The organism is Rhodococcus sp. NPDC058639 (genome assembly GCF_042717545.1).
Classification (GTDB): Bacteria; Actinomycetota; Actinomycetes; order Mycobacteriales; family Mycobacteriaceae; genus Rhodococcus.
On record NZ_JBHXRF010000005.1, the window covers coordinates 17,364 to 44,151 of the forward strand.

Annotated in this window: 26 protein-coding genes and 1 riboswitch; of the genes, 7 read left to right on the forward strand and 19 right to left on the reverse strand. The window is 67.7% G+C overall.

Annotated features, from left to right (window positions below; genetic code table 11):
* Positions 1-16 precede the first annotated feature (16 nt).
* The 7 genes from cobU to ACFWU2_RS11020 all read right to left on the reverse strand — a co-directional run bounded on the left by cobU (position 17) and on the right by ACFWU2_RS11020 (position 6,461).
* On the reverse strand, positions 17-1,354 hold the full coding sequence (cobU, locus tag ACFWU2_RS10990) for a bifunctional adenosylcobinamide kinase/adenosylcobinamide-phosphate guanylyltransferase (RefSeq protein WP_378606230.1): 1,338 nt from the start codon (positions 1,352-1,354) through the stop codon (positions 17-19).
* On the reverse strand, positions 1,354-2,166 hold the full coding sequence (locus ACFWU2_RS10995; protein WP_378605289.1) for an ABC transporter ATP-binding protein: 813 nt from the start codon (positions 2,164-2,166) through the stop codon (positions 1,354-1,356). Before ACFWU2_RS10995 ends, cobU begins: the two co-directional genes overlap by 1 nt.
* Positions 2,166-3,125, reverse strand: a complete 960-nt coding sequence (locus ACFWU2_RS11000) for a FecCD family ABC transporter permease (protein WP_378606233.1) — start codon at positions 3,123-3,125, stop codon at positions 2,166-2,168. Before ACFWU2_RS11000 ends, ACFWU2_RS10995 begins: the two co-directional genes overlap by 1 nt.
* 62 nt (positions 3,126-3,187) lie before the next feature.
* Positions 3,188-4,081, reverse strand: coding sequence for an ABC transporter substrate-binding protein (locus tag ACFWU2_RS11005; RefSeq protein ID WP_378605292.1), 894 nt, complete (start codon positions 4,079-4,081; stop codon positions 3,188-3,190).
* Between the two features lie 87 nt (positions 4,082-4,168).
* Positions 4,169-4,319, reverse strand: a riboswitch (cobalamin riboswitch).
* Between the two features lie 28 nt (positions 4,320-4,347).
* The gene (locus ACFWU2_RS11010) at positions 4,348-5,571 is read right to left on the reverse strand and encodes an O-succinylhomoserine sulfhydrylase (RefSeq protein ID WP_378605295.1); all 1,224 of its coding nucleotides are present in this window, start codon (positions 5,569-5,571) and stop codon (positions 4,348-4,350) included.
* Positions 5,568-5,978 (reverse strand): rhodanese-like domain-containing protein, encoded by a 411-nt coding sequence (locus ACFWU2_RS11015; protein WP_378605298.1) that lies wholly within the window; start codon positions 5,976-5,978, stop codon positions 5,568-5,570. Before ACFWU2_RS11015 ends, ACFWU2_RS11010 begins: the two co-directional genes overlap by 4 nt.
* A 48-nt stretch (positions 5,979-6,026) precedes the next feature.
* The gene (locus ACFWU2_RS11020) at positions 6,027-6,461 is read right to left on the reverse strand and encodes a hypothetical protein (RefSeq protein WP_378605301.1); all 435 of its coding nucleotides are present in this window, start codon (positions 6,459-6,461) and stop codon (positions 6,027-6,029) included.
* 291 nt (positions 6,462-6,752) lie between these two features.
* Here ACFWU2_RS11020 and ACFWU2_RS11025 point away from each other — a divergent pair, with 291 nt between their 5' ends.
* Together ACFWU2_RS11025 and ACFWU2_RS11030 are read left to right on the forward strand one after the other, a co-directional pair.
* Complete coding sequence (locus ACFWU2_RS11025; RefSeq protein ID WP_378605304.1) at positions 6,753-8,150, forward strand: FAD-dependent oxidoreductase; 1,398 nt, start codon at positions 6,753-6,755, stop codon at positions 8,148-8,150.
* Positions 8,151-8,349: 199 nt separating this feature from the next.
* Complete coding sequence (locus ACFWU2_RS11030; RefSeq protein ID WP_378605307.1) at positions 8,350-9,426, forward strand: alkene reductase; 1,077 nt, start codon at positions 8,350-8,352, stop codon at positions 9,424-9,426.
* Between the two features lie 53 nt (positions 9,427-9,479).
* Here the strand turns inward: ACFWU2_RS11030 and ACFWU2_RS11035 are convergent, their stop codons facing one another.
* The 7 genes from ACFWU2_RS11035 to purT form a co-directional block, all read right to left on the reverse strand.
* On the reverse strand, positions 9,480-10,535 hold the full coding sequence (locus ACFWU2_RS11035; protein WP_378605310.1) for an ABC transporter substrate-binding protein: 1,056 nt from the start codon (positions 10,533-10,535) through the stop codon (positions 9,480-9,482).
* Positions 10,536-10,576: 41 nt separating this feature from the next.
* Entirely contained in the window at positions 10,577-11,323 is a 747-nt protein-coding gene (locus ACFWU2_RS11040; RefSeq protein ID WP_378605313.1) for an ABC transporter permease, read from the reverse strand.
* Positions 11,320-12,090 (reverse strand): ABC transporter permease, encoded by a 771-nt coding sequence (locus ACFWU2_RS11045; RefSeq protein ID WP_378605316.1) that lies wholly within the window; start codon positions 12,088-12,090, stop codon positions 11,320-11,322. Before ACFWU2_RS11045 ends, ACFWU2_RS11040 begins: the two co-directional genes overlap by 4 nt.
* Complete coding sequence (locus tag ACFWU2_RS11050; protein ID WP_378605319.1) at positions 12,087-12,923, reverse strand: ABC transporter ATP-binding protein; 837 nt, start codon at positions 12,921-12,923, stop codon at positions 12,087-12,089. Before ACFWU2_RS11050 ends, ACFWU2_RS11045 begins: the two co-directional genes overlap by 4 nt.
* Positions 12,924-12,931: 8 nt before the next feature.
* On the reverse strand, positions 12,932-13,762 hold the full coding sequence (locus tag ACFWU2_RS11055; RefSeq protein WP_378605322.1) for a TauD/TfdA family dioxygenase: 831 nt from the start codon (positions 13,760-13,762) through the stop codon (positions 12,932-12,934).
* Between the two features lie 164 nt (positions 13,763-13,926).
* Positions 13,927-14,409, reverse strand: coding sequence for a DUF456 domain-containing protein (locus tag ACFWU2_RS11060; RefSeq protein ID WP_378605324.1), 483 nt, complete (start codon positions 14,407-14,409; stop codon positions 13,927-13,929).
* Positions 14,406-15,611: a formate-dependent phosphoribosylglycinamide formyltransferase gene (gene purT / locus ACFWU2_RS11065; RefSeq protein ID WP_378605327.1), complete on the reverse strand. Its 1,206-nt coding sequence runs from the start codon at positions 15,609-15,611 to the stop codon at positions 14,406-14,408. The genes ACFWU2_RS11060 and purT overlap by 4 nt, the downstream gene beginning before the upstream one ends.
* A gap of 45 nt (positions 15,612-15,656) precedes the next feature.
* On the opposite strand from purT, the gene ACFWU2_RS11070 reads away from it, so the two are divergent.
* Positions 15,657-18,425, forward strand: a complete 2,769-nt coding sequence (locus ACFWU2_RS11070; RefSeq protein ID WP_378605330.1) for a vitamin B12-dependent ribonucleotide reductase — start codon at positions 15,657-15,659, stop codon at positions 18,423-18,425.
* A gap of 21 nt (positions 18,426-18,446) precedes the next feature.
* Complete coding sequence (locus ACFWU2_RS11075; RefSeq protein WP_378605333.1) at positions 18,447-18,875, forward strand: hypothetical protein; 429 nt, start codon at positions 18,447-18,449, stop codon at positions 18,873-18,875.
* Between the two features lie 33 nt (positions 18,876-18,908).
* On the opposite strand, the gene ACFWU2_RS11080 is transcribed toward ACFWU2_RS11075, so the two are convergent.
* The gene (locus ACFWU2_RS11080) at positions 18,909-19,283 is read right to left on the reverse strand and encodes a VOC family protein (protein WP_378605336.1); all 375 of its coding nucleotides are present in this window, start codon (positions 19,281-19,283) and stop codon (positions 18,909-18,911) included.
* A gap of 113 nt (positions 19,284-19,396) precedes the next feature.
* On the opposite strand from ACFWU2_RS11080, the gene ACFWU2_RS11085 reads away from it, so the two are divergent.
* Together ACFWU2_RS11085 and ACFWU2_RS11090 are read left to right on the forward strand one after the other, a co-directional pair.
* On the forward strand, positions 19,397-19,780 hold the full coding sequence (locus ACFWU2_RS11085) for a nuclear transport factor 2 family protein (protein ID WP_378605339.1): 384 nt from the start codon (positions 19,397-19,399) through the stop codon (positions 19,778-19,780).
* A gap of 94 nt (positions 19,781-19,874) precedes the next feature.
* Complete coding sequence (locus ACFWU2_RS11090) at positions 19,875-20,972, forward strand: CaiB/BaiF CoA transferase family protein (RefSeq protein WP_378605342.1); 1,098 nt, start codon at positions 19,875-19,877, stop codon at positions 20,970-20,972.
* 64 nt (positions 20,973-21,036) lie between these two features.
* On the opposite strand, the gene ACFWU2_RS11095 is transcribed toward ACFWU2_RS11090, so the two are convergent.
* Entirely contained in the window at positions 21,037-22,485 is a 1,449-nt protein-coding gene (locus tag ACFWU2_RS11095; protein ID WP_378605345.1) for a PLP-dependent aminotransferase family protein, read from the reverse strand.
* A 77-nt stretch (positions 22,486-22,562) separates the two neighbouring features.
* The gene (locus ACFWU2_RS11100; protein ID WP_378605348.1) at positions 22,563-23,852 is read right to left on the reverse strand and encodes an adenylosuccinate synthase; all 1,290 of its coding nucleotides are present in this window, start codon (positions 23,850-23,852) and stop codon (positions 22,563-22,565) included.
* 260 nt (positions 23,853-24,112) lie between these two features.
* Here ACFWU2_RS11100 and ACFWU2_RS11105 point away from each other — a divergent pair, with 260 nt between their 5' ends.
* Positions 24,113-24,778 (forward strand): hypothetical protein, encoded by a 666-nt coding sequence (locus ACFWU2_RS11105; RefSeq protein WP_378605351.1) that lies wholly within the window; start codon positions 24,113-24,115, stop codon positions 24,776-24,778.
* Between the two features lie 10 nt (positions 24,779-24,788).
* On the opposite strand, the gene ACFWU2_RS11110 is transcribed toward ACFWU2_RS11105, so the two are convergent.
* Entirely contained in the window at positions 24,789-26,207 is a 1,419-nt protein-coding gene (locus tag ACFWU2_RS11110) for a DUF2252 domain-containing protein (RefSeq protein ID WP_378606238.1), read from the reverse strand.
* Positions 26,208-26,230: 23 nt separating this feature from the next.
* A complete protein-coding gene (locus ACFWU2_RS11115) occupies positions 26,231-26,785 on the reverse strand; it encodes a potassium channel family protein (RefSeq protein WP_378605354.1) in 555 nt (184 codons plus the stop codon).
* Positions 26,786-26,788 lie beyond the last annotated feature (3 nt).

Below are 26,788 nucleotides of genomic sequence, written 5' to 3' on the forward strand. Positions count from 1 at the left end.
TCCGGGTCGCGGTCCGTCAGCGCAACGCCAGCGGGATCCCCGCCACGACGAGCGTGACCGTGTCCGACACCGCAGCCACCGACGCGTTGAGGCGACCGAGCGTGTCACGGAACAACCTGCCCGACGCGCTGGCCGGAACCACACCGCTACCCACCTCGTTGCTTACCCCGACCACGGGCACCTGGCATCGCTGCCACGCATCGAGGAGATCGGTGATGTCGGCGTCGACCGCGGCGAAGTCCCCACCGTTCCATACGTCGTGCAGGTCCATGCGCGCGGTGAGCCAGGTGCCGAGACAATCGATCAGCAGCGGGCCTGTCGCGGCGCGCAGGACGCCCGCGACATCGGAAGTTTCCACGGTGGACCACGATTCGGGACGACGCTCGCGGTGCAGTGCGACCCGCTGAGCCCATTCCGCGTCGCCGACGCGGATCCCCCCGGTCGCGACGTAGGTGACCGCGGCGTACGAGGCGAACAGTTCTTCCGCGTGCCGTGACTTTCCCGAGCGCACGCCCCCGAGTACCAGCGACCGGTGCGCCGGCGGCTTCTCCGCCCCGGACCGCACGATCTCACCGTCGGTACCGGGACGGGCACCCCACGCCTGTAGCCGTGTGCGCACTTCCGCCATGGGCGGGTTGTGGTGCCCGAGGTGCACCGCCACCACGTCCGTCGTGTCGGTCACGGCATCGCACCTGCGCAGAGCTGCGACTGTGTCCCGGAATTCGGGCAGTCCGTGGTGACCTCGCCTTAGGTCCGATCGGTCACCGAATGTTTCTTCGAGGAACACGGCATCGAACCGCGCGCCGCGCACTTCGTCGAACCAGCCGTCCGCTAGCGGGCCGGTGTCGCACGCCCACAGGATGCGGGAACCGTCCGGACCGGTGACGTCGTAGAGCACCGCATCACCCTCGCGGAACACCTGATGTCGCGCGGGAAGAACCCGCACTGCATACCCGCCGACGGTGAGCGCGTCGCCCGCCTGCACCGGAACGAAACGCACCGGATCGTCCGGGCCCGCCCACTGCCGGCACATGTCGACTGCTTCCGCCGGTCCCACCACATCGAGCACGTGACCCGCATCGACCCACGAGCGGAACAACAGTGCCTGGGGTCCGAGGTGATCGGTGTGCGCGTGGGTGAGCAGGATGTGATGCACACCCGACAGGGTTCTGCCGAAACGTACTGCGGCGCGGGGTGCTTCGGGTCCGCAGTCGAGCATGAGCACGTCGTCCACCAGCGCAGCGGTCTGGCCGCGGATCTCGCCGCGTCGTGCGGCATCCGTGCAGGACTCGCAGGCACAGAAAGGATTCGGCCAGCCGTCCGCGGCGCCGGTGCCCAGCAGCAGTACGTCCATCATGCGTCCTTCCACGGATCACGAAGCGGGAGAACGGCGCGGCCGGCCGGCCGGTCGAGGACCTCGACCCGCGCCCCGTAGACCTGCCCGATCCGGTCGACCGTGAGCACCTCGGCGGGCGGCCCGTCGGCGACGACCCGGCCGCGGTCGAGAAGGACGAGCCTGTCACCGTACTGCGCCGCCGAGGTCAGATCGTGCATCGCGGCGATCACCGTCAGCTCACCTTCGGTGCGCATGGAGTCCACAAGTTCGAGTACCTGCTGTTGGTGCCCGATGTCGAGGGCGCTGGTGGGTTCGTCGAGCAGCAGCACCTGTGGTTCCTGTGCCAGTGCGCGACCGAGGACCACGCGCTGGAGTTCACCCCCGGACAGATCCGTCGCGAATCGGCGCGTGAACGGCTCGAGTTCGAGGCGCTCGATGACCCGGTCCACCACCGCCCGGTCGCGTCCCGTTTCCGAGCCGAACCGTGCGATGTGCGGTGTGCGGCCGAGCCGGACGAGTTCTTCGACGGTGACACCCTCCGGAACCACGGGGCGCTGGGGCATCAGCGCGACCGCGCGCGCCGTCGCACGCCGGGCGCCCCGGCCCGGCGTCACGGACGCCACCCGGACATGCCCCGTCGAGGGAACGAGCCCCGCGAGAACGTGCAACAACGTGGTCTTACCGGACCCGTTGGGTCCGACGAGCGACACCCACGCGCCGGTCGTCACGACGAGATCGACGTCGTGGAGCACGTCCACGCCGCCGCGTGCAGCCCCGACACCGCGGCACGTGACGGCGGTGGACGCGAGCGATTCGAGATCAGCGGACATCATGCACCTCGGCTTCGTCTGAGCACGACGAGGAAGAACGGCGCACCGATCGCGGCGGTGACCACGCCGATGGGCAACTCCGACGGCGACATGACGCTGCGGGCGAGCACATCGGCGAGGACGAGGAACGCCGCCCCGACCATCAGCGACAACGGCAGCAGCATGCGGTGACCGGGGCCGACGAGCAACCGGACCGCGTGCGGCACCACGATGCCGACGAACCCGATCAGTCCGCTCGCCGACACCACGGCGGCGGTGCCGAGTGTCGCCACGCAGACCAGCAACAGCCGGACACGAGCCGGATGGATCCCGAGGCTGGCGGCCTCGACGTCGCCGACCGCCATGACGTCGAGGGTGCGCCGGTGCAGTGCGATGACGGCAACCGCGACCACCACGTACGGCAGGACCACGACGACATCGGACCACCCGTCGGTGGACAACCGCCCGAGCATCCAGGAGTACACCTGACGCAAGGTGTCGTCGTGCAGTTGCATGAAGAACGTCTGGATGGCATTCGCGAACGCCGCGACGGCCACGCCCGCGAGGATGATGACGACTTCGGAACGCACCCCACCGACCGAGCGTCCGAGCGCGTACGTCGCGCCGACGGCCAGCAGGCCGCCGGCGAACGCTGCGACCGGAACCCCGGCAAACCCTGCGGCGCCTCCGACCACGATCGCGAGTGTCGCGCCGAGGCCGGCCCCGCTCGACACCCCGAGCAGGTAGGGGTCGGCCAGGGGATTGCGGAAGACGCCCTGGTACGCCGCTCCGGCGACGGCGAGCATGGCTCCGACGAGAACCCCCAGCACGACGCGCGGCATGCGGATGTTCCAGAGGATCGCCTGTTGCCGCGTCGAGAGCCCGGAATCGACGTCGACGAACGGCAACCGGTCGGCGATGTCGAGAAGGACCGCCTGCGGCGTGAGTCCCGCCGGGCCGACGAGGATGCTCACCAGCATGGCGGCGAGGAGAACGACCGCCGCGCCACCCAGCACGAGGGCGCGACGACGCGGGGTCGTGATCAAGGCGCGGGCTGGGCCGCGGGGATACCGGTGACGATCCGGGCGATGTCCCGCATCAGGTCCACGACGCGCGGCCCCCAGCGGCTGGCGATGTCCTCGTCGAGGACGTAGACGTGCCCGTCACGGACCGCCGTGAGCTCGCCCCATCCTGCTCGCTCCGCGACATTCTCGGGCGTGACGCCGCAGCACTGGCCGTCGGCGAGGAAGACGATGTCGGGGTTCTCTTCGAGGATGAACTCGGCCGACAGTTGGGGATACCCGTTGCCGCCGGTCGCGATCGAGGTGAGGCCGAGCATCGAAAAGATCTCGCCGATGTAGGTGTCGTCCGTGACGGAGTAGAAGGTGTTGTCGAGTTCGTGGTAATAGCGAAGCGGGACTTGACGTTCGGGCATCCCGGCGAGGATCTCGTCGACCTCGCTCCTCATCTGCGCGACCAGTTCGGCAGCGCCTGCGACGTGCCCGGTGGCCGCACCGACCTGCTCGAGCTGGGCATAGGTGTCGTCGAGGGTGAGCGCCGCGGGCAGAATCAAGGTCTCGACTCCGGCCTGCTCGAGTCCGGCGACGAGATCCGCGGTGTCCGCGTTGGCGACCACCAGATCGGGTTCGTAACCGAGGATCGCCTCGACGTTCGGGGTGTACCCGGACAGATCGGTGACCGGAACACCGGCCGGATGATCGGATTGGTCGTCGACGGCGATCACCTGGTCGCCGGCGCCGACGGCGTACAGCATTTCGGTGCTGACGGGACTCAGGGACACGATCGCCTGGGGACTCCCGGCTCCGGCGGTGTCGTGGTTGTCATGGTTGTCGCCGTTGTCGGCGCCGCACGCTGTGGCCAGCAGGGCGCACGCGGTGATTCCGGCAGCGAGCAGCCGGTGGGATACGAGGGGCACAGCCATCCTCCGTAACTCGGAGGACGAAAACAGTACGGCTGCAACATCGTCAGTTGCGGCACGAGACCGTCCTTCGTCCGAGGACCAGTACGTGCCCGCTGCGCCGGCTGACCTGGCTTCCCCGGCACGATCGCCGGAGTTCACAGTTGCGGGGACAGCGCCGAATTTTCACCGGCTTCACCGTAACGCTGCGGGTGCCCTGCCCGACTGGCAGAGCACCCGCAGCGTAACCCACAGCGTTTCCGGGCCGGAAGAGTGCTCTCGGGTCAGGAGAGCGCTTGTTCGAGGTCCTCGAGCAGATCCTCGGGATCTTCGAGTCCCACCGAGAGGCGCACGACCCCGTCGGACAGGCCGATTGCGGCGCGGCCCTCCGGGCCCATCGCCCGGTGGGTGGTGGTCGCGGGATGGGTGATGAGCGACTTGGAGTCGCCGAGGTTGTTGGAGATATCCACTATGCGCAGCTTGTTGAGCAGCTCGAACGCGCGCTTCTTGCCCTCGCCCTCGGGGGCGTCGAGTTCGAACGTGAGGATCGTGCCACCCCCGCTCATCTGCGAACGCGCGAGGTCGTGCTGCGGATGCGAGTCCAGGTACGGGTATTTGACCCAGCGCACCTTGTCCTGCGTCTCGAGGAACTGCCCCAGGCGCAGCGCCGAATCGACCGCGGCGCGCACCCGGACCGGCATAGTTTCCAGGCCTTTGAGCAGCGTCCACGCATTGAACGGGCTCAGCGCCGGACCGGTGTGACGAATGAGCTTCTGCACGGGTCCGTCGATGTAGTCCGCGGGTCCGAGGATCGCACCGCCGAGCACCCTGCCCTGTCCGTCGATGTGCTTGGTGCCCGAGTAGACCACGATGTCGGCACCGAGATCGATGCTGCGCTGCAGGAGTGGAGTGGCGAATACGTTGTCCAGCACCACTTTTGCCCCAGCAGCGTGCGCCATCTCGGAGACGGCCCGCACGTCGACGAGGGTCTGCATCGGGTTCGAGGGAGTCTCGAAGAACACCGCGGTCGTGGGGACGGACAATGCCTGTTCCCACTGATCGAGGTCTTCGCCGTCGACGAACACCGTCTCCACACCCCATCGGGGCAGGATCTCGTTGCAGACGACGAAGCAGGACCCGAACAGGCTGCGGGCGGCGACGAGCCGATCCCCCTTGCCGAGAAGGGCTGCGAGTGCCGTGAAGACGGCGGACATGCCCGACGCCGTGGCATAGGCGCCTTCGGCACCGTCGAGCAGTCGTAGCCGCTCCTCGAACATCTTCACGGTCGGATTGCCGTACCGCGAGTACACGAAGTGGTCGACTTCGCCGGTGAACGCCGCTTCGGCGGCCTCCGCCGATTCGTACACGAATCCGGAGTTGAGGTAGAGCGCCTCGGACGTCTCCTCGAACCCGGAGCGCAGGGTGCCGCCCCGCACACCCAGCGTGGCAGGACGCACGTTGTCGGGAAGCCGGCGCTCGAATGCGCCGCCCTTGGGGATGGGACTCACGATTGCCTCCACGGCAGGCCCATTGCACGCCAGCCTTGAGCCCCGCGATGCCCGTCGGCATCGAGCGCTCCTTCGAATCCCTCGAGGACGTTGTACGCGGGGGTCACGCCCGCCGCGGTGGCCGCCTCAGCGGCACCTATCGAACGTTGCCCTGAGCGACACAGGAATATCACCGGACCGCCGGAGACGCCGGCCTTCGCCAGGTCGTCCACGAACATTCGGTTGGGGGCACCGTCGGGATAGCGAACCCATTCGACGAAGACGGTTCGGCGGCCGATGGGCGAGGTCTCGGGGACCCCGACGTACTTCCACTCGGCGTCGGTACGAACATCGACGAGCACGGCATCCGGGTTTTCCCGCAGGAGCTCCCAAGCTTCCTGCGGCGTTATATCACCTGCGTAGCTCACCACGACATGTTTTCACAGGTCACGGCGTGGCGTGCACTCGGGAGGCGGTCAGAACTCGCAGACTCGCCACACCGAGTCGACCTGGACAACCTGCCAGGTCTCGATCCGGGATTCGCCGTCGACGGTCGCGCGGACGTCGACGGTCGCGCGGTCACCGTCCACGGCGACGTCCTGGGTCGCCTGCAACTCCACATTGCCCTCGACGTCGGAGAGCGGTGCCTCCGCCTCCGGCAGCTCTTCGCAGCGCAGGCGCGCGAGAATGTTCTGGTCGTTCTCGTTGTGCGCGCTGACGTAGTCCGCCACCGTGCGATTGATCCGTTCGTCCTCGCTCAGCTGGTCCTGCGTGGGCGCCAGCAGTTGGGCACCCATCACCCCCAGAATGAGCAGCACGACAACCAGCAGTGCCCCCATGAACGGCCAGGGTGTACCGCTGGCGGGTTCGTCGGCCGAAGGATCGGGATCGGGTGCTTGACGCTGTGCCATATGGGCGATCCTATCCCCGACCAGGGTCGGGGCCGGTCACGGAGCATTTGCCGAATAAACCCTCTCGAGGTAGGAATTGTGGCGTGGCCACTACTCAGCTCGTTCGACGCCTCGCCGTCGACCTGTGTCGTATGAGTGCCCACATGTGTTGTCGCTGAAGCGATTCTCTCGACGGTTCTCTCATTCTTCTCACACCGTCCTTCCCCGCGCCCCGCGCCCCGCCCGCTGAGGGCAGCCTTAATTTAAGCTGGGTATGTCCGTCCGCTCACCGAAGAGGTAGTTGATCCCCTGATGACCGATCAGACTCGTCCCCTTCGCGTCGCGATCGTCGGTGCCGGTCCCGCCGGTATCTACGCCGCCGATGCGCTCATGAAGTCCGACACCGCGCAGGATCCGGGAGTCAGCATCGACCTGTTCGAACGGATGCCTGCACCGTTCGGTCTGATCCGCTACGGAGTCGCGCCGGACCACCCGCGCATCAAGGGCATCGTCACGGCCCTGCACAAGGTGCTCGACAAGCCGAACATCCGCCTTCTCGGCAACCTCGACTACGGGACCGACTTCACGCTCGACGACCTGAACCGCTTCTACGACGCGGTGATCTTCTCCACCGGCGCCAACGCCGACCGCGCGCTGAACATCCCCGGCGTCGACCTCGACGGCAGCTACGGCGCCGCCGACTTCGTGTCCTGGTACGACGGCCACCCGGACGTGCCGCGCGAATGGCCGCTCGAGGCCGAGAAGGTCGCCGTCCTCGGCGTCGGCAACGTCGCGCTCGACGTTGCACGCGTGCTCGCGAAGACGGGCGACGAACTGCTGCCGACCGAGATCCCGCCGAACGTCTACGAGGGCCTCAAGAACAACAAGGCCGTCGAGGTGCACGTGTTCGGGCGTCGCGGTCCGGCCCAGGCCAAGTTCACCCCCCTCGAACTGCGCGAACTCGATCACTCCCCCACCATCGAAGTGATCGTGGACCCGGAGGACATCGACTACGACCAGGGCTCCGAGCAGGCACGCCGCGCGTCCAAGCAGGTCGACATGGTCGCCAACACACTGCAGGACTGGGCGATCCGCGACGCGGGTAACCGTCCGCACAAGTTGTTCCTCCACTTCTTCGAGTCTCCGCACGAGATCCTCGGGGAGGACGGCAAGGTCGTGGGCCTGCGTACCGAGCGCACCGAACTCGACGGCACCGGCAACGTTCGCGGGACCGGCAAGTACCGCGATTGGGACGTCCAGGCCGTCTACCGCGCCGTCGGCTACCTGTCGCAGAACATCGCCCAGCTGCCGTTCGACGACCAGGCCGGCACCGTGCCCAACGAAGCCGGGCGCGTCCTCGGCGACGAGGCCGCCGAGGGCCCGGAGCGGTTCATGCCGCACACCTACGTCACCGGCTGGATCAAGCGCGGCCCCGTCGGCCTGATCGGTCACACGAAGGGCGACGCGAACGAGACGGTCGCGAACCTGCTCGAGGATCGCTCGGCGGGCCGCCTGAACTCTCCCGAAGAGCCGTCCGAGGACGCCGTCGTGAAGTTCCTCGAGGGCAAGCAGCTGCCGTACACCACGTGGCAGGGCTGGTACCGGCTCGACGCGCACGAGCGCAGCCTCGGTGAAGCCGAAGGCCGCGAGCGCGTCAAGGTCGTCGAGCGCGAGGATATGTTCCGCGCGTCGGAGCCGCACAAGGCCTGATCGCCGACCCACCTCCGCCCGGTGGACGCCTCGCGTCCCCCGGGCGGAGCCGTCTCTGCGTACAGAGGCTTTGTCCTGCGGGGATGCGCATACCGGAGCGACGGGACGACACCGACCGAACCTCGGGCGCCGCGGTGACACTTTTCATAGCCGGCACCACATCGGGAATCCCCGCCCGGGAGATCCTGTTGCGCCACGAATGGATCTGTTCACACCAGTCACACTCGGCGACCTCGAACTCGGCAACCGCATCGTCATGGCTCCCCTGACCCGCCTGCGCGGCGGACCGGACGGGATTCCCGGCGACCTGATCGTCGAACACTATCGGCAGCGGGCGGGCGTCGGCCTGATCATCGCGGAGGGGACCTACGTCAACTTCGAGTCGCAAGCGTTCGTGGGGCAGCCCGGAATCGTCACCGACGAACAGGCCGAAGGCTGGCGCCGGGTCGCGAAGGCCGTACACGGACGCGGTGGCCGCATCGTGCTGCAGCTGATGCACGGCGGACGGGTGACCCACCCGGATGTGAACGGCGGACGGCGCGTCGTCGCCCCGAGCGCCGTCGCGATCGACGGTGAGGTGCACACTACGAAGGGCAAGCAGCCGTACCCACTACCGCACGCACTCACGACCGACGAGGTGGCCGCTGCGGTCGACGACATCGTCGCCGCAGCCCGGCGGTCGATCGACGCGGGGCTGGACGGTGTGGAGATCCACAGTGCCAACGGTTACCTGCTGCACGAGTTCCTGTCCCCGGCCTCGAACCGGCGCACCGACGAGTACGGCGGCTCGGTGGAGAACCGGATCCGTCTCGTCGTCGAGGCGGTCACGGCCGTGGCGGACGCCGTCGGTGCGGGTCGGGTCGGACTGCGCATCTCCCCCGAACACAACATCCAGGACGCCCTCGAGACCGACCGCGAGGATGTGCGCGCTGTCTACGGCGCCCTCGTCGACCGGTTGCGCCCCGTCGGCCTGGCGTATCTGTCGGTCCTGCACCAGGAGCCTGCCGGTGAACTGGTGCAGGAGTTGCGGGCACGCTTCGGTGGGAAGGTGATCGCCAACAGCGGCTTCGCGTCGCCGACCACGCGCGAGGAAGCCGTTCGCCTGATCGAAGAAGCCCATGCCGACGCGGTGGCGGTCGGTCGCGCGGTGCTCGCGAACCCCGATCTCGTCGAACGGTGGCGGGGTGAACACCGCGAGAACGACCTCCGCCCGGAACTGTTCTACGGACCCGGCGCCGAGGGTTACACGGATTACCCTCGCCTGCAAGAGGTTTGATCCCGGCGCCCATAGTGACATTCGGGTGGGTGCCGGCGGAGGCACGTTGCGTCTCACCGAGGCGAACGTGCCTCCGCCAGCACACCGAGGTCGACGAAGGAGGCCGGCGCGGGCAGGTTCTCGTACCCGCCCAGTGCCAGTGCTTGCCACATGGGCCCCTCCATGGCAGCGACGTCCATCGCGAACAGGCCGCTGGGGCTTTCGATCAGGGGAACCTGGAGTTCCGCCTGCCGGGTCTGCTGCGCCATCTCCAGTCCGAGGTCGACGCCGTACTTCTCCACCGCCAGTGTCGCCGCGGCGTGCGGGTCGGCAAGGTAATCCTCCCAGCCGCGCATGGTGGCACGCATGAACCGCACCAGCCTGTCGCGATTCTCCGCAAGGGCGGTGCGGTCCACGAACACGACATCGGCGTATTGCGCCGAACCGAGATCGGCGAACGTGACCACCTCGTAGCCGTCGCCTTGTCGCAAACCGTATTGCTGTTCGAGCGTGATCGGCTGGTTGGTGACGAAGCAGGTGTAGCAGTCGCCCTGACCCTCGACGAGCGGGCTCGGATCGAAGCCGACCGGAGTGAAGTCGTAGACCGGGTCGAGACCCGCCCCGACGAGCACCGCGTCGAGGGTGGTCTGCATGCCTTCCTGGCCGAGGATGCGGGCGCTCGCGAGGTCGCGCGGCGTGCGGATCGGTCGTGCGGACAACGACAGCAGTCCGGCGGGTGAGACCTGGAACTGGGCGCCGAGCGCCACGAAATCGTTGCCCTGCCCGATCGCGGTGTACAGGTCGGGCGCACCGGCCGCAATACCGATGTCCGCCGATCCGGCGGCGACCGCCTGCATCGGCGTGGGGGCGTTCGGGCCACCGCCCTGGAATTCGACGGTGAGGCCTTCCTCGGCGTAATAACCTTTGTCCTCGGCGACGTAGTACCCACCGAACTCGGTGTTGAGGATCCAGCCGAAGGCGACTCGGAGCGTGTCGGACTCCGCACCGGATTCGCCGGAACCGCACGCGGCGAGAGTGCCGCCCGCAGCGATTCCCAGAGCCCCGGCCGCGGTTCCCCGCAGGAAAGTGCGCCGGCTCAGGCTCGGACCGGTGAAGGGGCGTGCGGGCATGGAGCCTCCTGGTGGTGATCGGTGAGAAATGCAGCGGGTGGTCAGGTCAAGCGCGCGGCCGCACGATCCGCAACCGCGCGTGCCGCGAAGAAGAGGCCGGTGGACACGGCGGTTGCGACCACCGCCACGCCCCAGGCCTGCTGGTTCTGGCTGTAGGTAATCGAGGTGGAGAACATCTTTCCGAGGCCACCGGCACCCATGAGGTACTGACCGAGCAGGACGGCCAGAACCGCGGTGGGGGCGCTGACCCGCAGAGCGACGAGGAACCCGGGCAGGGCATGGGGCAGCAGGAGTCTTGTCAGCCGCACTCGCCTGCTCGCCCCGAGCACCGTGTAGACGTCTCCCAGTGACGCAGGCGGAGCGGCGAGCCGTGCGCCGACGAAAACGAACGCGGGCAGGAAACAGATGATGGCGGTGACCACGAACACCGTGGTCTGCCCGTACCCGAGCACCCGCGCGAGCACCGGGATCATCGCCACGACGGGTACGGAGTTGAGCAGCAGCGCCATCGGGGTCAGCACTCCCGCGACGATCCGGGAGGACCATACGAGCACCGCGCACACGCCGCCGGCCGTCAAGCCCGCGGCGAGCCCGCCGAGCGACAGCGCAAGGGTCGGAACGAGCGCGGTCACATAGTCGTGTCGCTCGCGGACGATCGCGACGAGAACGTCCTGGGGGTACGGCATGACGATCTGGTTGAAGTCGTTGGCGGCGACCACCGCCCACCACCCGCCGAGCAGCGCGAGCAGCACCCAATATCGCGTGACGGCGCCGCGCACGACAGTCATGAGAATCTCCGATGCACGGGCACGGCGAGCAGACGAACCAGCAGGTACGCGGTCAGGGACAGCACCACGCATCCGGCGGCGGCGGACCACAGCAGCGGGATCTGGTAGTTGTTCATCGCGCTGACCAGCAGCACACCGAGCCCCTTCGGGGCGCCGAACCACTCCCCGAGAACAGCCCCGAGGACGGCCGAGGTCACCGCGAGGCCCGCCGCGTCCGTGACGAGCGGCACCGTGTGCGGAAGCTGCAGGAAACGAAGACGCGACCATCGCGACGATCCGAGCGCCGTGTGCACGTCGGACTGCGCCACCGGTGCCGACGCCAGCCCCGCCGACGTGGCAACGAAGACCGCGAAGCCCGCACCCATCGCTGCGACGACGGTCGGAGCGGTCGTGCGCCCGACCGTGGTCACCAACAGGGGCGCGATCGCGATGAGAGGTATCGCGTGCACGATCGTCGCCAGCCGGTCGAGTCCCGGTGCGGTCCACCGGGCCACGACGGTGACGCATGCGAGCGCTGCGCCCACGACGGTGCCCAGCCCGAATCCCCACAGCGCCGAGGTTGCGGTCGCACCGAATGCCCGTGTCAACGTGGCCTGTACGGCGTCGTTGCCGGCGACGAACGTGACGACCTCCGTCAGCGGGGGCCAGTTCTTCCCGAACACCTGTGCCCTGCCGACGACCTCGAACATCACGAGCAACAGGGCGGCGCCGAGGATGTTCGACGCGAAATGCGGGAGGGTGACGGGTCGCGGGAAGACCGCGGTCACGTCGCGGGCCCGTCGAGCAAGCCGGTGAGCCGGTCGACGATGCTGTGGAATCTCGGGTCTCGGGTGATCTCGGCCGATCGCGGCCGGGGCAGCGCCACGTTCTCGATGTGCCGTACCCGGCCCGGCCGGCCGGTGAGCACGACGATCCGGTCCGCGAGCAGGACTGCCTCGTCGACGTCGTGTGTCACCAGCACGGTCGTCGACCCCGCGTCGGCCCAGATCCGGGCGAGTTCGAAGTTCATGCGCCGGCGGGTCACCGCGTCCAGTGCGCCGAAGGGTTCGTCGAGCAGCAGAACGTCGGGTTCGAGTGCGAGCGCCCGCGCAATGGCCACACGCTGCCGCATGCCACCGGACAGTTGTCGCGGTCGCGCTTTCTCGAAGCCCGACAACCCCACGAGTTCGATGAGTTCCTCGACGCGACCGGAATCGACCGTCCGCCCGGCGATGCGGAAGGGCAGCGCGATGTTGTGCCACACATCCGACCACGGCATCAGGGCGTGTTCCTGGAACGCGACGCCGAGCCGGCGCGAGGCGACCAGATCGGCGGGTCCGCCTCCCTCGATGCGGACCGTTCCCGCCGTGGGTTCCTCGAGGCCCGCGAGCAGCCGCAGCACGGTGGACTTGCCGCAACCGGACGGGCCGAGAAGCGCGACGAACTCGCCACGAGCGACGGTCAGATCGAACGAGTCGATGGCAGTCAGTTCGCCGCGCCGGCGCCCGAGCGGGTATGTCTTGGCGACACCCTTCATGTCGATGGCCGGAATATGCTCCTCGCCGGTGGGTCCGGTCGCGGCCTTCGCGGCGGATGCTCCCCTGGACAGGACGGTATTCATCGCGCCGCTCAGCCGGTCAGTCCGGCGAGGTCCGGCTCGACGATGTCGAGTTGCTGCGCGGGCACGGCGACCGCATCGGTCGTCCAGCCCCAGATCGAGTACAGCTCGCGTGCCGGATCGGTGTATCCGTCGCGGCCGTGGAGCAGCCGGTAGTTGTCGAGACAGATCATCTCGCCGGCCTCCGCGCGGAACATCGGCCCGGTGTCCCGCACGTGCAGCACCGTGTCGTTCCAGCGCGCGATCATGTCGGCGTCGGCGGGACGAGTCGAGCCCGGGACCGGCGCCAGATAGGGGTGGTACCGCGCCTGTACCCGCCCGCTGGGCACGACCCGCACGATCGGCGCGTACGTACTCTGCGCGAAGTTCGGTTCCGAATGGTCGACGTCGACGGTCCGGCAGAACTCCGCGAGGTCGGCGGTCGCGGGATCGGCGGCAAGCAGTTCGGTGAGCTTCCACGCGTCGATGAGGAAGGAGTCACCGCCGGATTCTGCGGGCCGCTTGCACCACAGGAACAGATGGTCGGGGGCATAGTCCCCGAACGCGAATCCGTCGTTGTGCGCGGTCATCCGTTCGCCCGGTTTTCCGAACGAGCGCTTTCGTCCTCGCGCGTCGACGGGCTGGGCGTCGACGACGGCCGCTTCCCGTTGATGGTTGCGCATACTCGCCTCGAACTGCCGTCCGAGCCGGATGTGCTTGTCTCCCAGCACTTCCGCCGCAAAAGCCAGCGCATCTTCCTCGGTGTGCAGTCCGTGGGCAACTGCGGCACCGCGGGCGGAGATGGCTGCGCGTGCCTCCTGCGGGGTGTCTACCCGCTCGGGAACCACACTGGCTTCTGTCAATCGTGACGAGAACATCCCACCTCCGGGTGGCAGCGAGCGACGGCCGGGGGTTCGACGCTGAACCGATCGTTGGGAACGACGTTAGGCCGCGGCTCATTTCAACGGCGTAACCAATCGGATCGGGTAGGTAAACAACGACGGCACTGCCGGCCGGACCGCTGGAGCTACCAGAACACCACCGCACCGAGCCACGCGCCGGCCGCGATCAGTGCGCCGAACAGTTCCACGAGGATCGACAGGCCCGCCGCCTTGGTGGCGGCCACCGTGGACCGCCACGCTCCCGCATGCGTGCGATGGCGCTGGATCTCCGAGACGTACATTCCGAGCAGGAACCCGAGCACGAGGCCGATCACGGGCACGACGAAGAACCCGACGATGCCGACCAGTCCGCCGATGATCAGCGACCGGTTCGGGACACCGGCCTGCTGGAGTCGCTTTCCGGGCCACGTGTATTTGACGATCGCGGTGACCACGAGAGCAAGTGCAGCGATCGCGAACACCGTCCATGCAACCACGCCCCCGGTGACCACCGACCACACCGCGATCGCCCCGAAGATGAGCAGCGTGCCCGGCAGGATCGGCAGCACGACCCCGAGCAGCCCGACACAGATGACGAGGCCGACGAGGACCTCCGCGCCGGCGCTCACAGGGCGATCGGGTGCACGCGTGACGCGGCATCGGTGGCACGGGCACGGGCGGTCGCGACGTCCGTCGCGGTCGACACAGCAACACCCATCCGGCGGCGGCGGTACGACTCGGGCTTGCCGAACAGGCGCAGGTCGGTTTCGGGGACACGCAGAGCGTCGGCCACACCGTCGAAGGCGATCCCGGTGGCGTCGACCCCTCCGTAGATCACGGCGGATGCGCCCGGGGTGATCATGGCCGTGTCGACCGGCAACCCGAGGATCGCGCGTGCGTGTAGTTCGAATTCCGAGTAGCGCTGGGTGCGCAGTGTGACCAGGCCCGTGTCGTGCGGGCGAGGGCTGACTTCGGAGAAGTACACGTCGTCGCCCTTGACGAACAGTTCCACGCCGAACACGCCGCGACCACCGAGGGCGCCCGTGACCGCACCGGCGACCTCCCGGGCGCGTGCGAGAGCGGTGGGGCTCATCGGTTGCGGCTGCCAGGATTCGACGTAGTCACCGTCTTTTTGCAGATGACCGATCGGATCGCAGAAATACGTCTCGACCTCGCCGGACTCGCCGATGGCGCGCACGGTGAGCTGGGTGATCTCGTAATCGAAGTCGACGAAGCCCTCCACGATGACGGTGCCGTGGTTGATGCGACCCCCGGCCAGCGCGTGATCCCACGCGGCGGACAGGTCGGCGGCGGAACGCACCGTCGACTGGCCCTTCCCCGACGAGGACATCACGGGTTTGACGACGCATGGAAAACCGACCTGCTCGGCGGCGGCGCGGACCTCGTCGAGCGACTGCGCGAACCGGTAGGGAGAGGTGGGCAGTCCCAAATCCTCCGCGGCGAGGCGGCGAATGCCCTCGCGGTTCATGGTGAGCTGTGTGGCGCGCGCGGTGGGGATGACCTCGGCGACCCCGCGTTCTTCGACCACGGCCAGCGCATCGGTGGCGATGGCTTCGATCTCCGGCACGACCAGGTGCGGACGCTCGGCCTCGATGATCGCCAGGAGAGCATCGGGGTCTCCCATGTCGACGGTATGAGCACGATGCGCAACCTGCTGACCCGGGGCATTGGAGTACCGATCGACGGCGATGACCTCCACGCCGAGTCGCTGCAGGGCGATGATCACCTCCTTGCCGAGTTCGCCGGAGCCGAGCAGAAGAACACGGGTGGCAGTCGGAGACAGCGGAGTACCGAGACGCGGTGAGACCATGGTGGGACTATATGTGGCATCGATCGCCGTCCCTGGAGGAAAGCGATGTGCAGTGCAGTGCCTCACAGCAGCGCCCGGCAGTCGCCTACCGGTTCTCCCATCGACGCGCGCGCCGATACCCGGTTCTTCACGCGGGCGGGCGTCGATCCGGCCGACGAAGTGGACTGGCAGCGCCGCGACGCGCGCATCGTCCACCACGGCACCGGCAAGGTGGTGTTCGAGCAGACCGGAGTCGAGTTTCCGGCATTCTGGTCACAGAACGCCACCGACATCGTCACCCAGAAGTATTTCCGGGGGCAGCTCGGCAGCGACCAGCGCGAACAATCGTTGCGCGACGTCGTGGCCCGGATCGTCGACACCATCACGGCGTGGGGTCGGGCCGACGGGCACCTCGACGATCCCGAGGCGTTCGCGGCGGAACTGACCTTCCTGTTGCTCCACCAGCGGGCGTCGTTCAACAGCCCCGTGTGGTTCAACATCGGTGTGCCGGACAAACCGCAGCAGGCGAGCGCGTGTTTCATCCTCTCCGTCGACGACAGCATCGATTCGATTCTCGAGTGGTATCGGCAGGAAGCGCTGATCTTCAAAGGTGGGTCGGGCGCGGGGGTGAATCTGTCGCACATCCGGTCGTCCGCCGAACCCCTCACCGGCGGAGGCACGGCGTCGGGGCCGGTGAGCTTCATGCGCGGCGCCGACGCCTCCGCGGGCACCATCAGGTCGGGCGGAAAAACCCGGCGAGCCGCGAAGATGGTGATCCTCGACGTCGGCCATCCCGATATCGAGGAATTCGTCGACTGCAAGGCGATCGAGGAGCGCAAGGCACGGGTGCTCGCCGAGGCAGGGTTCGACATGAGCCTCGACGGCGCCGACACCTATTCGGTCCAATATCAGAACGCCAACAACTCGGTGCGGGTGACCGACGAGTTCATGCGCGCCGTGGTGGACGACGCCGAGTGGCCGCTACGCGCGGTCCGCACAGGCGAGGTGGTGCGGACCGTCCGCGCCCGCGACCTCCTGCAACGCATAGCCGCCGCGACCTGGGAGTGCGCCGACCCGGGTATGCAGTACGACTCGACCATCAACGCCTGGCACACCGCGCCGGCGACGGGCCGGATCAGTGCCTCGAACCCGTGCTCGGAGTACATGCACCTCGACGACTCGGCCTGCAACCTCGCGAGCCTCAATCTGCTGACCTTCCTTCGCGAGGACGGTGTGTTCGACGTCGACGGATTCCGGCACGCCGTCGCGGTGATGCTCACCGCGCAGGAGATCCTCGTGGGCCGCGCCGACTACCCCACCGACAGGATCGGGGAGACGTCACGGCGCTTCCGGCAGCTGGGGCTCGGATATGCGAACCTCGGCGCGCTGCTGATGGCCTCGGGCATCCCCTACGACAGCGATGCGGGCCGTGCGTGGGCAGCGTCCGTCACCGCCCTGATGACGGGAGCCGCCTACGAGGTCTCCGCGCAGCTCGCGCGGCGCCTCGGACCGTTCGAGGGTTTCGCCGAGAATCGCGAGCCGATGCTCGGGGTGCTCGCCAAACACCGTGGCGCGCTCGACGACATCGACACCGACCTCGCGGCACCGGAGGTTCTCGCTGCGGCCCGCGAGTCGTGGGACCGTGCGGTGGCCGACGGCGCCGCACACGGTATGCGCAACAGCCAGGTGTCCGTGCTCGCCCCGACCGGCACGATCGGCTTGGCGATGGATTGCGACACCACCGGAATCGAACCGGATCTCGCGCTCGTCAAGACAAAGAAGCTTGTCGGCGGAGGTTCACTCTCCATCGTCAATCGCACTGTGCCGCGGGCACTGTCACGCCTCGGATACGATCCGGCGCGGGTCGCGGACATCGTGGCGTATCTCGATCTCGAGCACACCCTGGAGGGCGCGCCGCACGTGCGTGACGAACACCGGCCGGTGTTCGCGACGTCCATGGGCGACAACGTGATCGCGCCGCGCGGCCACGTCGGGATGATGGCGGCGGTACAGCCGTTCCTGTCGGGGGCGATTTCGAAGACGGTCAATCTTCCGGAATCCGCGACGGTGGAGGACATTTCCGACCTGTACGTCGACGCGTGGCGGCTCGGACTCAAAGCGCTCGCGGTGTATCGCGACAACTGCAAGCTCGGCCAGCCGCTGTCGGCGACCACTCGGTCGGGGCGCAACGACGGGGCCACCACGCCGCTCCCGGCACCCCGTCGGGAACGGATGCCGCGCACCCGGCGTTCGCGCACGTTCGAATTCCGCGTGGCCGATTGCAAGGGGTTCGTCACCGTGGGCGAGTACGGCGACGGCAGACCCGGCGAGATGTTCCTGCGGGTGTCGAAGCAGGGCTCCACCCTCGCCGGAATCATGGACGCCTTTTCGATGTCGGTCAGTTACGGCCTGCAGTACGGGGTTCCGCTGCGCACGTTTGTGCGGGCGTTCACGAGCACCCGCTTCGAGCCTGCCGGGATCACGGACGATCCCGACCTGCGAATCGCCACGTCGATCCTCGACTACATCTTCCGGCGACTCGCGGTGGACTACCTCGATCTCGACGAACGCACCGAACTCGGGATCCTGACGAGCGCGGAGCGCACCGTCCCGGACACTCCGACCCTCACGTCGTACACCGGCACAACCACAGCGGCGACGACGGCCGCGACCACGACGGATACGCCTGAGACGCCGCCGGCACCCGGCGGACTCACTGCGTCCTCCCCGGGCAACCCGGACGCGCCGTACTGCATGCAGTGCGGGGTGCGAATGCAACGCGCCGGATCGTGCCATGCCTGCCCGTCGTGCGGGAGCACCAGCGGTTGCAGTTGACGGCTGCCCCATACTGACGCGATGAATCTGGGGGTCGACACCGAAGTGACGCTGCTTGCGGCGGGACTGATTTTTCTGGCCGCTCTGAGCTTGGGGGTGTGGAAGTACCGGCAGATGGCGACGTCGGAGAACCACCTCGCGCACCCGTACGTCGACATCGCGCATCGCTCCGCGTTGCTCTACGCGTTCGCGACCCTGCTCCTCGCGGTGTTCGTGGAACTCAGCGCGTGGACCACACCGGTGAACCTGGTCGCCGCCGCGATTGTCGTGACGTTTTTCGTCGGCGCGATCGCCAGTTACGTCTGGCACGGCGCGGTGCGCGACACCACCAACCAGTTCGCCGATCCGGTGCGCGGCACGGGAGCGGCGATGGTGGCCCTGATCGTCGGCGAGATCGGCGGATTCACGGTACTGCTCGCCGGATTCGTCTGGGGCGCTTTCCTCGGGTGAGCCCGGCGGCCGAGCGGACCGAGTGCGCGCCGGTCAGGACTGCATCAGCGAGAGCACGTTTCCGTGCGGATCACGGAACCAGGCGACGCGTACGCCGTCCGGCGCGGTCCACGCATCGTGCTCGTCTTGATCCATCCCGTTGTAGCGCGTGAAGTCGACGCCCTTGTCGCGGAGTCGTTCGACGGTGGCATCGAGGTCGGGTACCCGCCAGCCCAGCGCGGTGTAGCCCGTCTCCTCCCTCGACTGCACGAGCGTGATCCGCACGGGCGCTCCGCCGCCCCCGTCGATCACCAGCACGAACGCATCGCGACCGAGCTTCCCGAATTCCAGGGTGTCGACGTAGAACATCTCCGAGACGTCGAGGTCCGTGCTCGGTACGAAGCTCACAAGTTGTCCTGTGATCAGCATGTCTTCCACTGTGCCCGGCACCCACCTTCCGGGCGGCCGATTCGGCGGATTCGCCTCCCCGGTCCGGTCCGGGAACGATGCCGACGTCCGGGCCGGAACGCTAGGCTTCGATCATGAGCACCTCCGAGATCGCTACCGTTCTGGCCTGGCACGAGGCCGTCAACAGCAACGACATCGACACGCTCCTCGAGTTGTCGAGCGACGACATCGTCCTTCCCACCGACGACGACGACGCCGATCAGGGCCTCGACGAACTACGCGAATGGGCGACGAACTCCGGCGTCACTCTCGAGCCCGGACGGATGTTCGTCCACGAGGGCATCGTGGTCGTCGAAGAACGGTCGACGTGGGGTGCGGAAGGCACGGGCGCGCCGCTCGACGAGGCGATCGCCTTCCGGGTGGTCGACGACAAAGTCGTGATGGTGGTGCGGCACAACAGTCTCGCGGACGCGTTCGAGGCGACCGGACTGACCGAGGCCGACCTGTACCAAGCGTGAGCCGCAGCACCGTGACCACGCTCATATTCCCGAGCGATCGCTAAGGTACTGTCCCGGTCGGAGAGTTCCTACGCATCGGAGTGAGGTTCGACGAGTGTCCGCTGAAGCTGTTGAGAAAAAGGGCCCGCTCGCGGGTATCCGCGTCGTGGAGTTCAAGGGGCTCGGTCCCGGACCGCATGCGGCAACCCTGCTCGCCGACCTCGGCGCGGACGTCGTCATTGTGCAGCGGCCCGGCGAGATCCCGCCCGCGGGCCACCGCGACCCGATCCAGCGCAACCGCCGTGTCGTCGAGGCGAACCTCAAGGACCCGGCGGACATCGAGAAGGTGCTCGCACTGCTCGAGCGCGCCGACGTGCTGATCGAGGGGTTCCGTCCGGGCGTCACCGAACGTCTCGGCCTCGGACCGGACGTGGTGCTCGAGCGCAATCCCCGGATCGTGTACGGCCGCATGACCGGCTGGGGCCAGGACGGTCCTCTCGCCAACGCCGCCGGCCACGACATCAACTACATCTCCCTGACCGGTGTGCTCCACGCGATCGGCCGGGAGGGCGAGCGGCCCGTCCCGCCGCTCAACATGGTCGGTGACTTCGGCGGCGGTTCGATGTTCCTCGTCTTCGGCGTTCTCGCAGCGCTGGTCGAACGTCAGACGTCCGGTCGCGGCCAGGTCGTCGACACGGCGATGGTCGACGGTGCTCTCGCCCTGTCGCACATGATGTGGTCGTTCCGCGGCAACGGTCTGTGGTCGGACGAGCGCGGTGTGAACATGCTCGATACGGGAGCGCACTTCTACGAGGTGTACGAGACCTCGGACGGCAAGTACATGGCGGTCGGCGCGATCGAACCGCAGTTCTACGCGCTCCTGCTGAAGGGTCTCGAACTCGATCCGGCCGATCTGCCGCATCAGCTCGACAAGTCCTCGTGGCCGGAGATGAAGAAGGTGTTCGCGGAGAAGTTCCTCAGCAGGACCCGCGACGAGTGGTCCGAGGTGTTCCTCGGTACCGATGCGTGCGTGACGCCGGTCCTCACCTTCGCGGAGGCGCCGCAGAACGCGCATCTCGCCGCACGGGGATCGCTCATCGAGGTCGACGGCGTCGTCCAGCACGCGCCCGCTCCGCGCTTCTCGCGTACGCCGTCGGGTGAGCCCGCAGCGCCGGCCGGCGAGGCGACCGATATCGACACGCTCTGGATCTGACGCTTTCGAAGCTCGACCGGTGCCCCGACGGAAGTTCCGGCGGGGCACCGGTTTTCGTGGTCGCTCAGACGACGATCCTCGTCTCGTCTATGTGCGGTCCCGCGGCGACGGCACTGTAGGCCGCGGCGACCGAGGCGATTCCACGCCTCAGGGTGTCCGGCTCCTGGGTGTAGGGCAATCTCACGAATCGTTCGAACGCACCCTGCACTCCGAATCGAGGGCCGGCGGCGAGGAGCACCCCGTGGCTCGGTCCTGTCGCGGCGAGGGCCGTGGACACCGGTTCGGGCATCCTCGCCCACAACGACATGCCGCCCTGCCCGAGCGTGTATCGCCACGCCGGTAACCGGTCCGCGAGCGCGGCGACGAGTGCGGCGCGGCGCTCCCGCAACACGCGGCGGCGGGCATCGAGCAGATCCTCGACGTCCGACAGCAGGTGCGCGGCGGCAAGTTGTTCCATCACCGGCGTGCCCAGGTCCACTGCCATACGTGCTCCAGTGAGACGCACGATCAGGTCCCGGTCGGCACGGATCCATCCCACTCGCAGCCCACCCCACAACGACTTGCCGGTCGACCCGACGGTGACGACCTGCCCTCCGAACGAGGTCGCGGCGACGGGCGGCGGTGGCGGGGCGTCCAGCCACAAGTCCACCATCGTCTCGTCCACGACGAGCGTCACCTGCGCGTCACGCATGATGCGGGTCAGTTCTGCCCGCCCGTCCGCGTCGAGACACAGCCCGGTCGGATTGTGGAAGTCCGGCACCAGGAACGCGGTGCGCGCACCGGTCTGGCGGGCCGCACCGGCGAGTCCGTCGAGATCCCAGCCGCCGGCGGGTCCGTCTTCCGGTCGTACCGGGACCGGAACCGGACGGGTGCCGTGACGACGAATCGCTTCGAGCGCATTCGGATAGGTGGGGTGGTCGACGATCACCCGGTCGCCGGGATCGGTGAGCACTCCGAGCAGCAATCGCATCGCGTGCTGCGCACCGGAAGTCACCATGATCTGGTCGGGTGTGGTGGGCAGCCCGCGATCGCGATACCGGCGTGCGATCACCTCGCGGAGTGCCATGACGCCGACGGGTTCCATACCGTGGGAGCCCAGATATGCGGACATCGATCCCAGTGCCGCGCTGTACGCCGCTTCGATGGCGGCCGCCGGGGCCGCGAGCGACGCGTTGCGGAGATCGATCGCCTCACCGCGCACCGGCGCCGACGCCGGGACCGTGGTTCGTTCGGCGGGCACCGCCACCGTGCTGCGCGCTCCCTGCCGGCTGCGGAGGTACCCCGCCTCCCGCAGCGCGGCGTACGCCGCGGTGACAGTGGTGCGGCTCAGCGACAGGGCCGACGCGAGTTCACGTTCACTGGGCAGCGCCACACCGAGGGGTACCCGCCCGTCGTGCACGAGCAGGCGGATGCCGTCGGCCAGCGCACGGTATGCCGGCCTGCTGTCCCCGGCGTCCTGCCAGTTACCCAGATCCCGGACGAGCGAACCGGCCCCTATCGCACGCGTGATCACCGGTCCAGTATCACCGAAAGTGGACCGATCGAGTCAGTCCAGTCGGCGAGGCAGGCCTGCGGACGGCGCGACCCGGGTCAGCGAATGACCTCGCGGCGCACGATCGTCTCGTCGCGGCCGGGACCGACACCGATGCACGAGATGAACGCTCCGGAAAGCTCTTCGAGACGCAACACGTAATCCTGCGCGTTCTTCGGAAGCTCTTCGAAGGTGCGGGCGTGGGAGATGTCCTCCCACCATCCCGGCATCTCTTCGTAGATCGGCTTGGCGTGGTGGATGTCGGTCTGTGTCATCGGCATCTCGTCGACGCGGACCCCGTCGACCTCGTAGCCGACGCAGATCGGCACGGTGTCGAGCCCGGACAGAACGTCGAGCTTGGTGAGGAAGTAGTCGGTGATGCCGTTGACGCGGGTGGCGTAACGGGCGATCACGGCGTCGAACCACCCGGTGCGGCGCGCGCGACCGGTGGTCACGCCCACCTCGCCGCCCTTCTTCGCCAGGTACTCACCGTGGTTGTCGAACAGTTCGGTCGGGAACGGGCCCGAACCGACACGCGTGGTGTACGCCTTGAGGATGCCGAGCACCGTCGTGATCTTCGTCGGTCCGATGCCCGATCCGACTGCCGCGCCACCCGCGGTGGGGTTGGACGACGTCACGTACGGATAGGTGCCGTGGTCGACGTCGAGCAACGTGCCCTGCGAGCCCTCGAGCAGAACCGTCTCACCGCGATCGAGTGCCTTGTTGAGCTCGAGGCGGGTGTCGGTGATGCGGTGCTTGAATCCCTCGGCCTGGGTGAGGACTTCTTCGACGACCTGCTCGGGATCGAGCGCCTTGCGGTTGTAGATCTTGACGAGCACCTGGTTCTTGAACTCGAGCGCCGCCTCGACCTTCTGAGTGAAGATCTTTTCGTCGAGAACATCGGCGACGCGCACGCCGACGCGGGCCAGTTTGTCCTGGTAGCAGGGGCCGATTCCGCGGCCGGTGGTGCCGATCTTGCTCTTGCCGAGGAAGCGCTCGGTGACTTTGTCGATCGCCACGTGGTACGGCATGATCAGGTGCGCGTCGGCCGAGAGCAGCAGTCGGGACGTATCGACGTCGCGCTCTTCGAGGCCGGCGAGTTCGGTGAGCAGCACGCCCGGATCCACGACGACACCGTTGCCGATGACGTTGGTGACGCCCGGGGTCAGGATGCCCGAGGGGATCAGGTGCAGAGCGAACTTGTCGCCGTTGGGCAGCACCACGGTGTGCCCGGCGTTGTTTCCGCCCTGATAGCGCACGACCCACTGCAGACGTCCGCCGAACAGGTCCGTAGCTTTGCCCTTACCCTCGTCGCCCCATTGGGCTCCGATCAGGACGATTGCCGGCATGTCGCGCTCTCCTCAGACAGGTGTTACGTGCGGGCGGTCTCGCCTGCAGGGTCCTGCCCTGGAACCGGACAGCAGCCGGGACCACAGTGTAGTCCACCCTGCCACGGCCTCCGGTTCCGGCACCGGTATCTGCACGATCCGGGTGGCAGCTGCAGGAGGACTCGCGGCACCGCCCCGCGTCCCACCCCCGCCCGGCGCCTTCCGTTTAGAGTGGACCGAAGCTTGCAACCGTACGAACCCGACATCCGCGAGGAGATCTGTTGACCCCGGTAGTGTTCAGATGCGGCGAGGTGCCCCTGCCGCTGACTCTCACCCCGGAGACGACGCTGTCTGCTCCCGCGCTTCCGGAGAAGGACGATTTCGAGGATGTCCTGGCTCGAGTGGACTCGGTGGACAACCCTCGGCTGATCGTCGTCGGAGACGATGCCGCCTTCGCCGCGACACTGACCCGGCTGATGCGTCTCGATCGGCTCGACGACATCGAACTCGCCTACGTACCCGAGTCGCGCACTCCGGCCACCGAGGCTTACGGCCTGCGCAGCGGCTCGAAAGCCGCGGCCATCGCACTGCAGGGTGAGGCGAAGCCGATTCCGCTCATCCGGGACGACGCCGGCATCGCGCTCGTCGGCCGAGCGCTCGTGTGTGGCGGCGAGTCCGGACTCGTCGGGGAGGCCTACGTCGACGACACCCGCCTGTTCTCCGGCACGGTGCCCGGTATCCGGGTCGAGCCCACGCCCGCGATGCCGGGACTGCGTGCCGCAATCGACCGGCCGCGCTGGTTCGGCGGTTACAAGTGGCTGACGGGACGAGCGATGCAACTCGGTTCGCCGGCCGCGACCGTCACCCGCGACGGGGTCGCGAATCCCCGCCCGCTCAAACGCTCCACGTTCTACCGGCACGACAAGAACTGGCTCCTGGTGCGCTGACCCGTCGCGCTCACATACCGGTGCGCGCGGCGACTCGACCGGAGTCGATCGCGGCGAGCAACTCCTGATGATCGCCGACGTTCCTCTCCGCATAGGTCTCCGCGAAACCCGCAATCGCGTCGTCGAATTCGTTGCCTGATCCCAGATAGGACGCGATCGCGATGCGGTCTCCCCCGCGCGCATGGCCGTACGCGAGGACGCGCGCGCACAGCCGCCCGTACAGCGCCATACCTCTCGGCGTCATCGCCTCCACCACCGCGGAACCCTTGCCGTCGCGCAACTGCCGGACGTAGAAGTCGCGCCGGACACCGTCGACGCCGGGACCCTGCTGCCATCCGAGAAAGATGTCACTCGCAGCCTGCATGAGCCGTTGGCCGTGCACCACCCGCTCGCCTTCGTTCTCGTACTCCGGCCCGTCGACGTACCCGGAAAGCACCGACCGCTGCGCTTCCTTGGCCTGCAGCACCAGCGGATCGTCGTCCTTCCCTTGCATCAGGACGATCCATGCCCGGGTGCCCACGCTGCCGACACCGACGACTTTCCGTGCGGCCTGGACGAATTCGAACTGCGCGAGCAGGGTGCGGCGATCCGATTGGAGCGTGGAGGCGTATTCGCGGAGCCGCCGACGCAGTTCGTCGTAGAGCTGCGTGGCATCGGCGTCGGCGAACACTTCTTCGATCGGCACGATCAGAGGTGGCCGGCTGGTGATCGTGCGACGGCCGTCCACGACAGAGGTCAGCTTTCCGGCCGCTTGCACGCTGTCGCTGTGTACCGACTTCTCGAGCAACTTCCGAACACGCTTTGCCATCGACGAATCGAGTTCGTCGCGGAGTTCGACCAGTTCGGTGGTCGGCTGGATCCGGGAGTACCAGACCGCGAGGTTCCCTCGCTCGGCCTGATCGAGCATCGTTTCCCGATACTCGGACGCGCAGGCAGTGGTGATGCGCCGCCGCTGCCTCCGGGTGAACTCGTTGTCCTTCGCTGCGATTGCCAGACTGGCCGCGAGTCGTTTGACATCCCATTCGAACGGCCCGGGATACGTCTCGTCGAAGTCGTTGACGTCGAACGCCAATTTCCTTTCGGGCGTAGCGAAGATGCCGAAATTGGACAGGTGCGCGTCGCCGCACAGTTGGGTGGTCAGTCCGCTCGACGGGGTCCGTGACAGATCGTCCGCCATGACGAGCGCGGCACCGCGGTAGAACGCGAACGGCGACGACGCCATGCGACCGTGCCGGATGGGGACCAACTGGGGCACCCTGGTCTCGGCTTGTGTCAAGAGCAGATCGATCGGAGAACGGCCAGGAGCGGCGCCGCATTCGGCGAGCGAGCCGAGGGGCGTCGAGCGTCGTGCGTGCTTCCCCCTGGCTCTCCGTGCTCGGGGGTCGAGAGGCACCTGGGTGTGTGTCGGAATGTCGGGTTCGGCCACGATTCCGTTCCTTTCGGGTGACGGTCCTACCCGCCCGGGGAAGCGCCGGGAAGGTTCTGACGCTGCTGCCGACGCCACTGCACCACGCCCGTCAGCACACGGATCCCGACGGCGAGGAACACCAGATTGACGACGATCTGGAGGGACACGACCGCTCTCGTCGAATCCGTGGTGGCCACGATGTCGCCGAATCCGACCGTGGCGAACACGGTGAGACAGAAATAGAGTGCGTCGACCCGCGAGAGCACCTCACTGAATCCCTGCGCGTTCGCAGCGGACAGCAGGTAGTAGAACGCGGCGTAACCGACGAGGTACAACGCAACAGTGGCAGCGGCCGCTTCGACGGCCTGCACCGCCGGGTAGTGCGACGCCAGTACCTTCTTGACCTGCCAGACCGCCACCGCACCCACCGCGAGAACTCCCGCAACCAGGAGGAACACCGCCCCCAGATCCCCGATACCGTCGAGCGGTGCGAGGAAGTAGACGGTCAGCAGCACAACGGCCGTCAGCAACGGCCGCACACCGGCCGACCACAACAACCTGCGGGTGGACCGGCCGCCGGCCGGTAGTCGGCCGGTCACGCG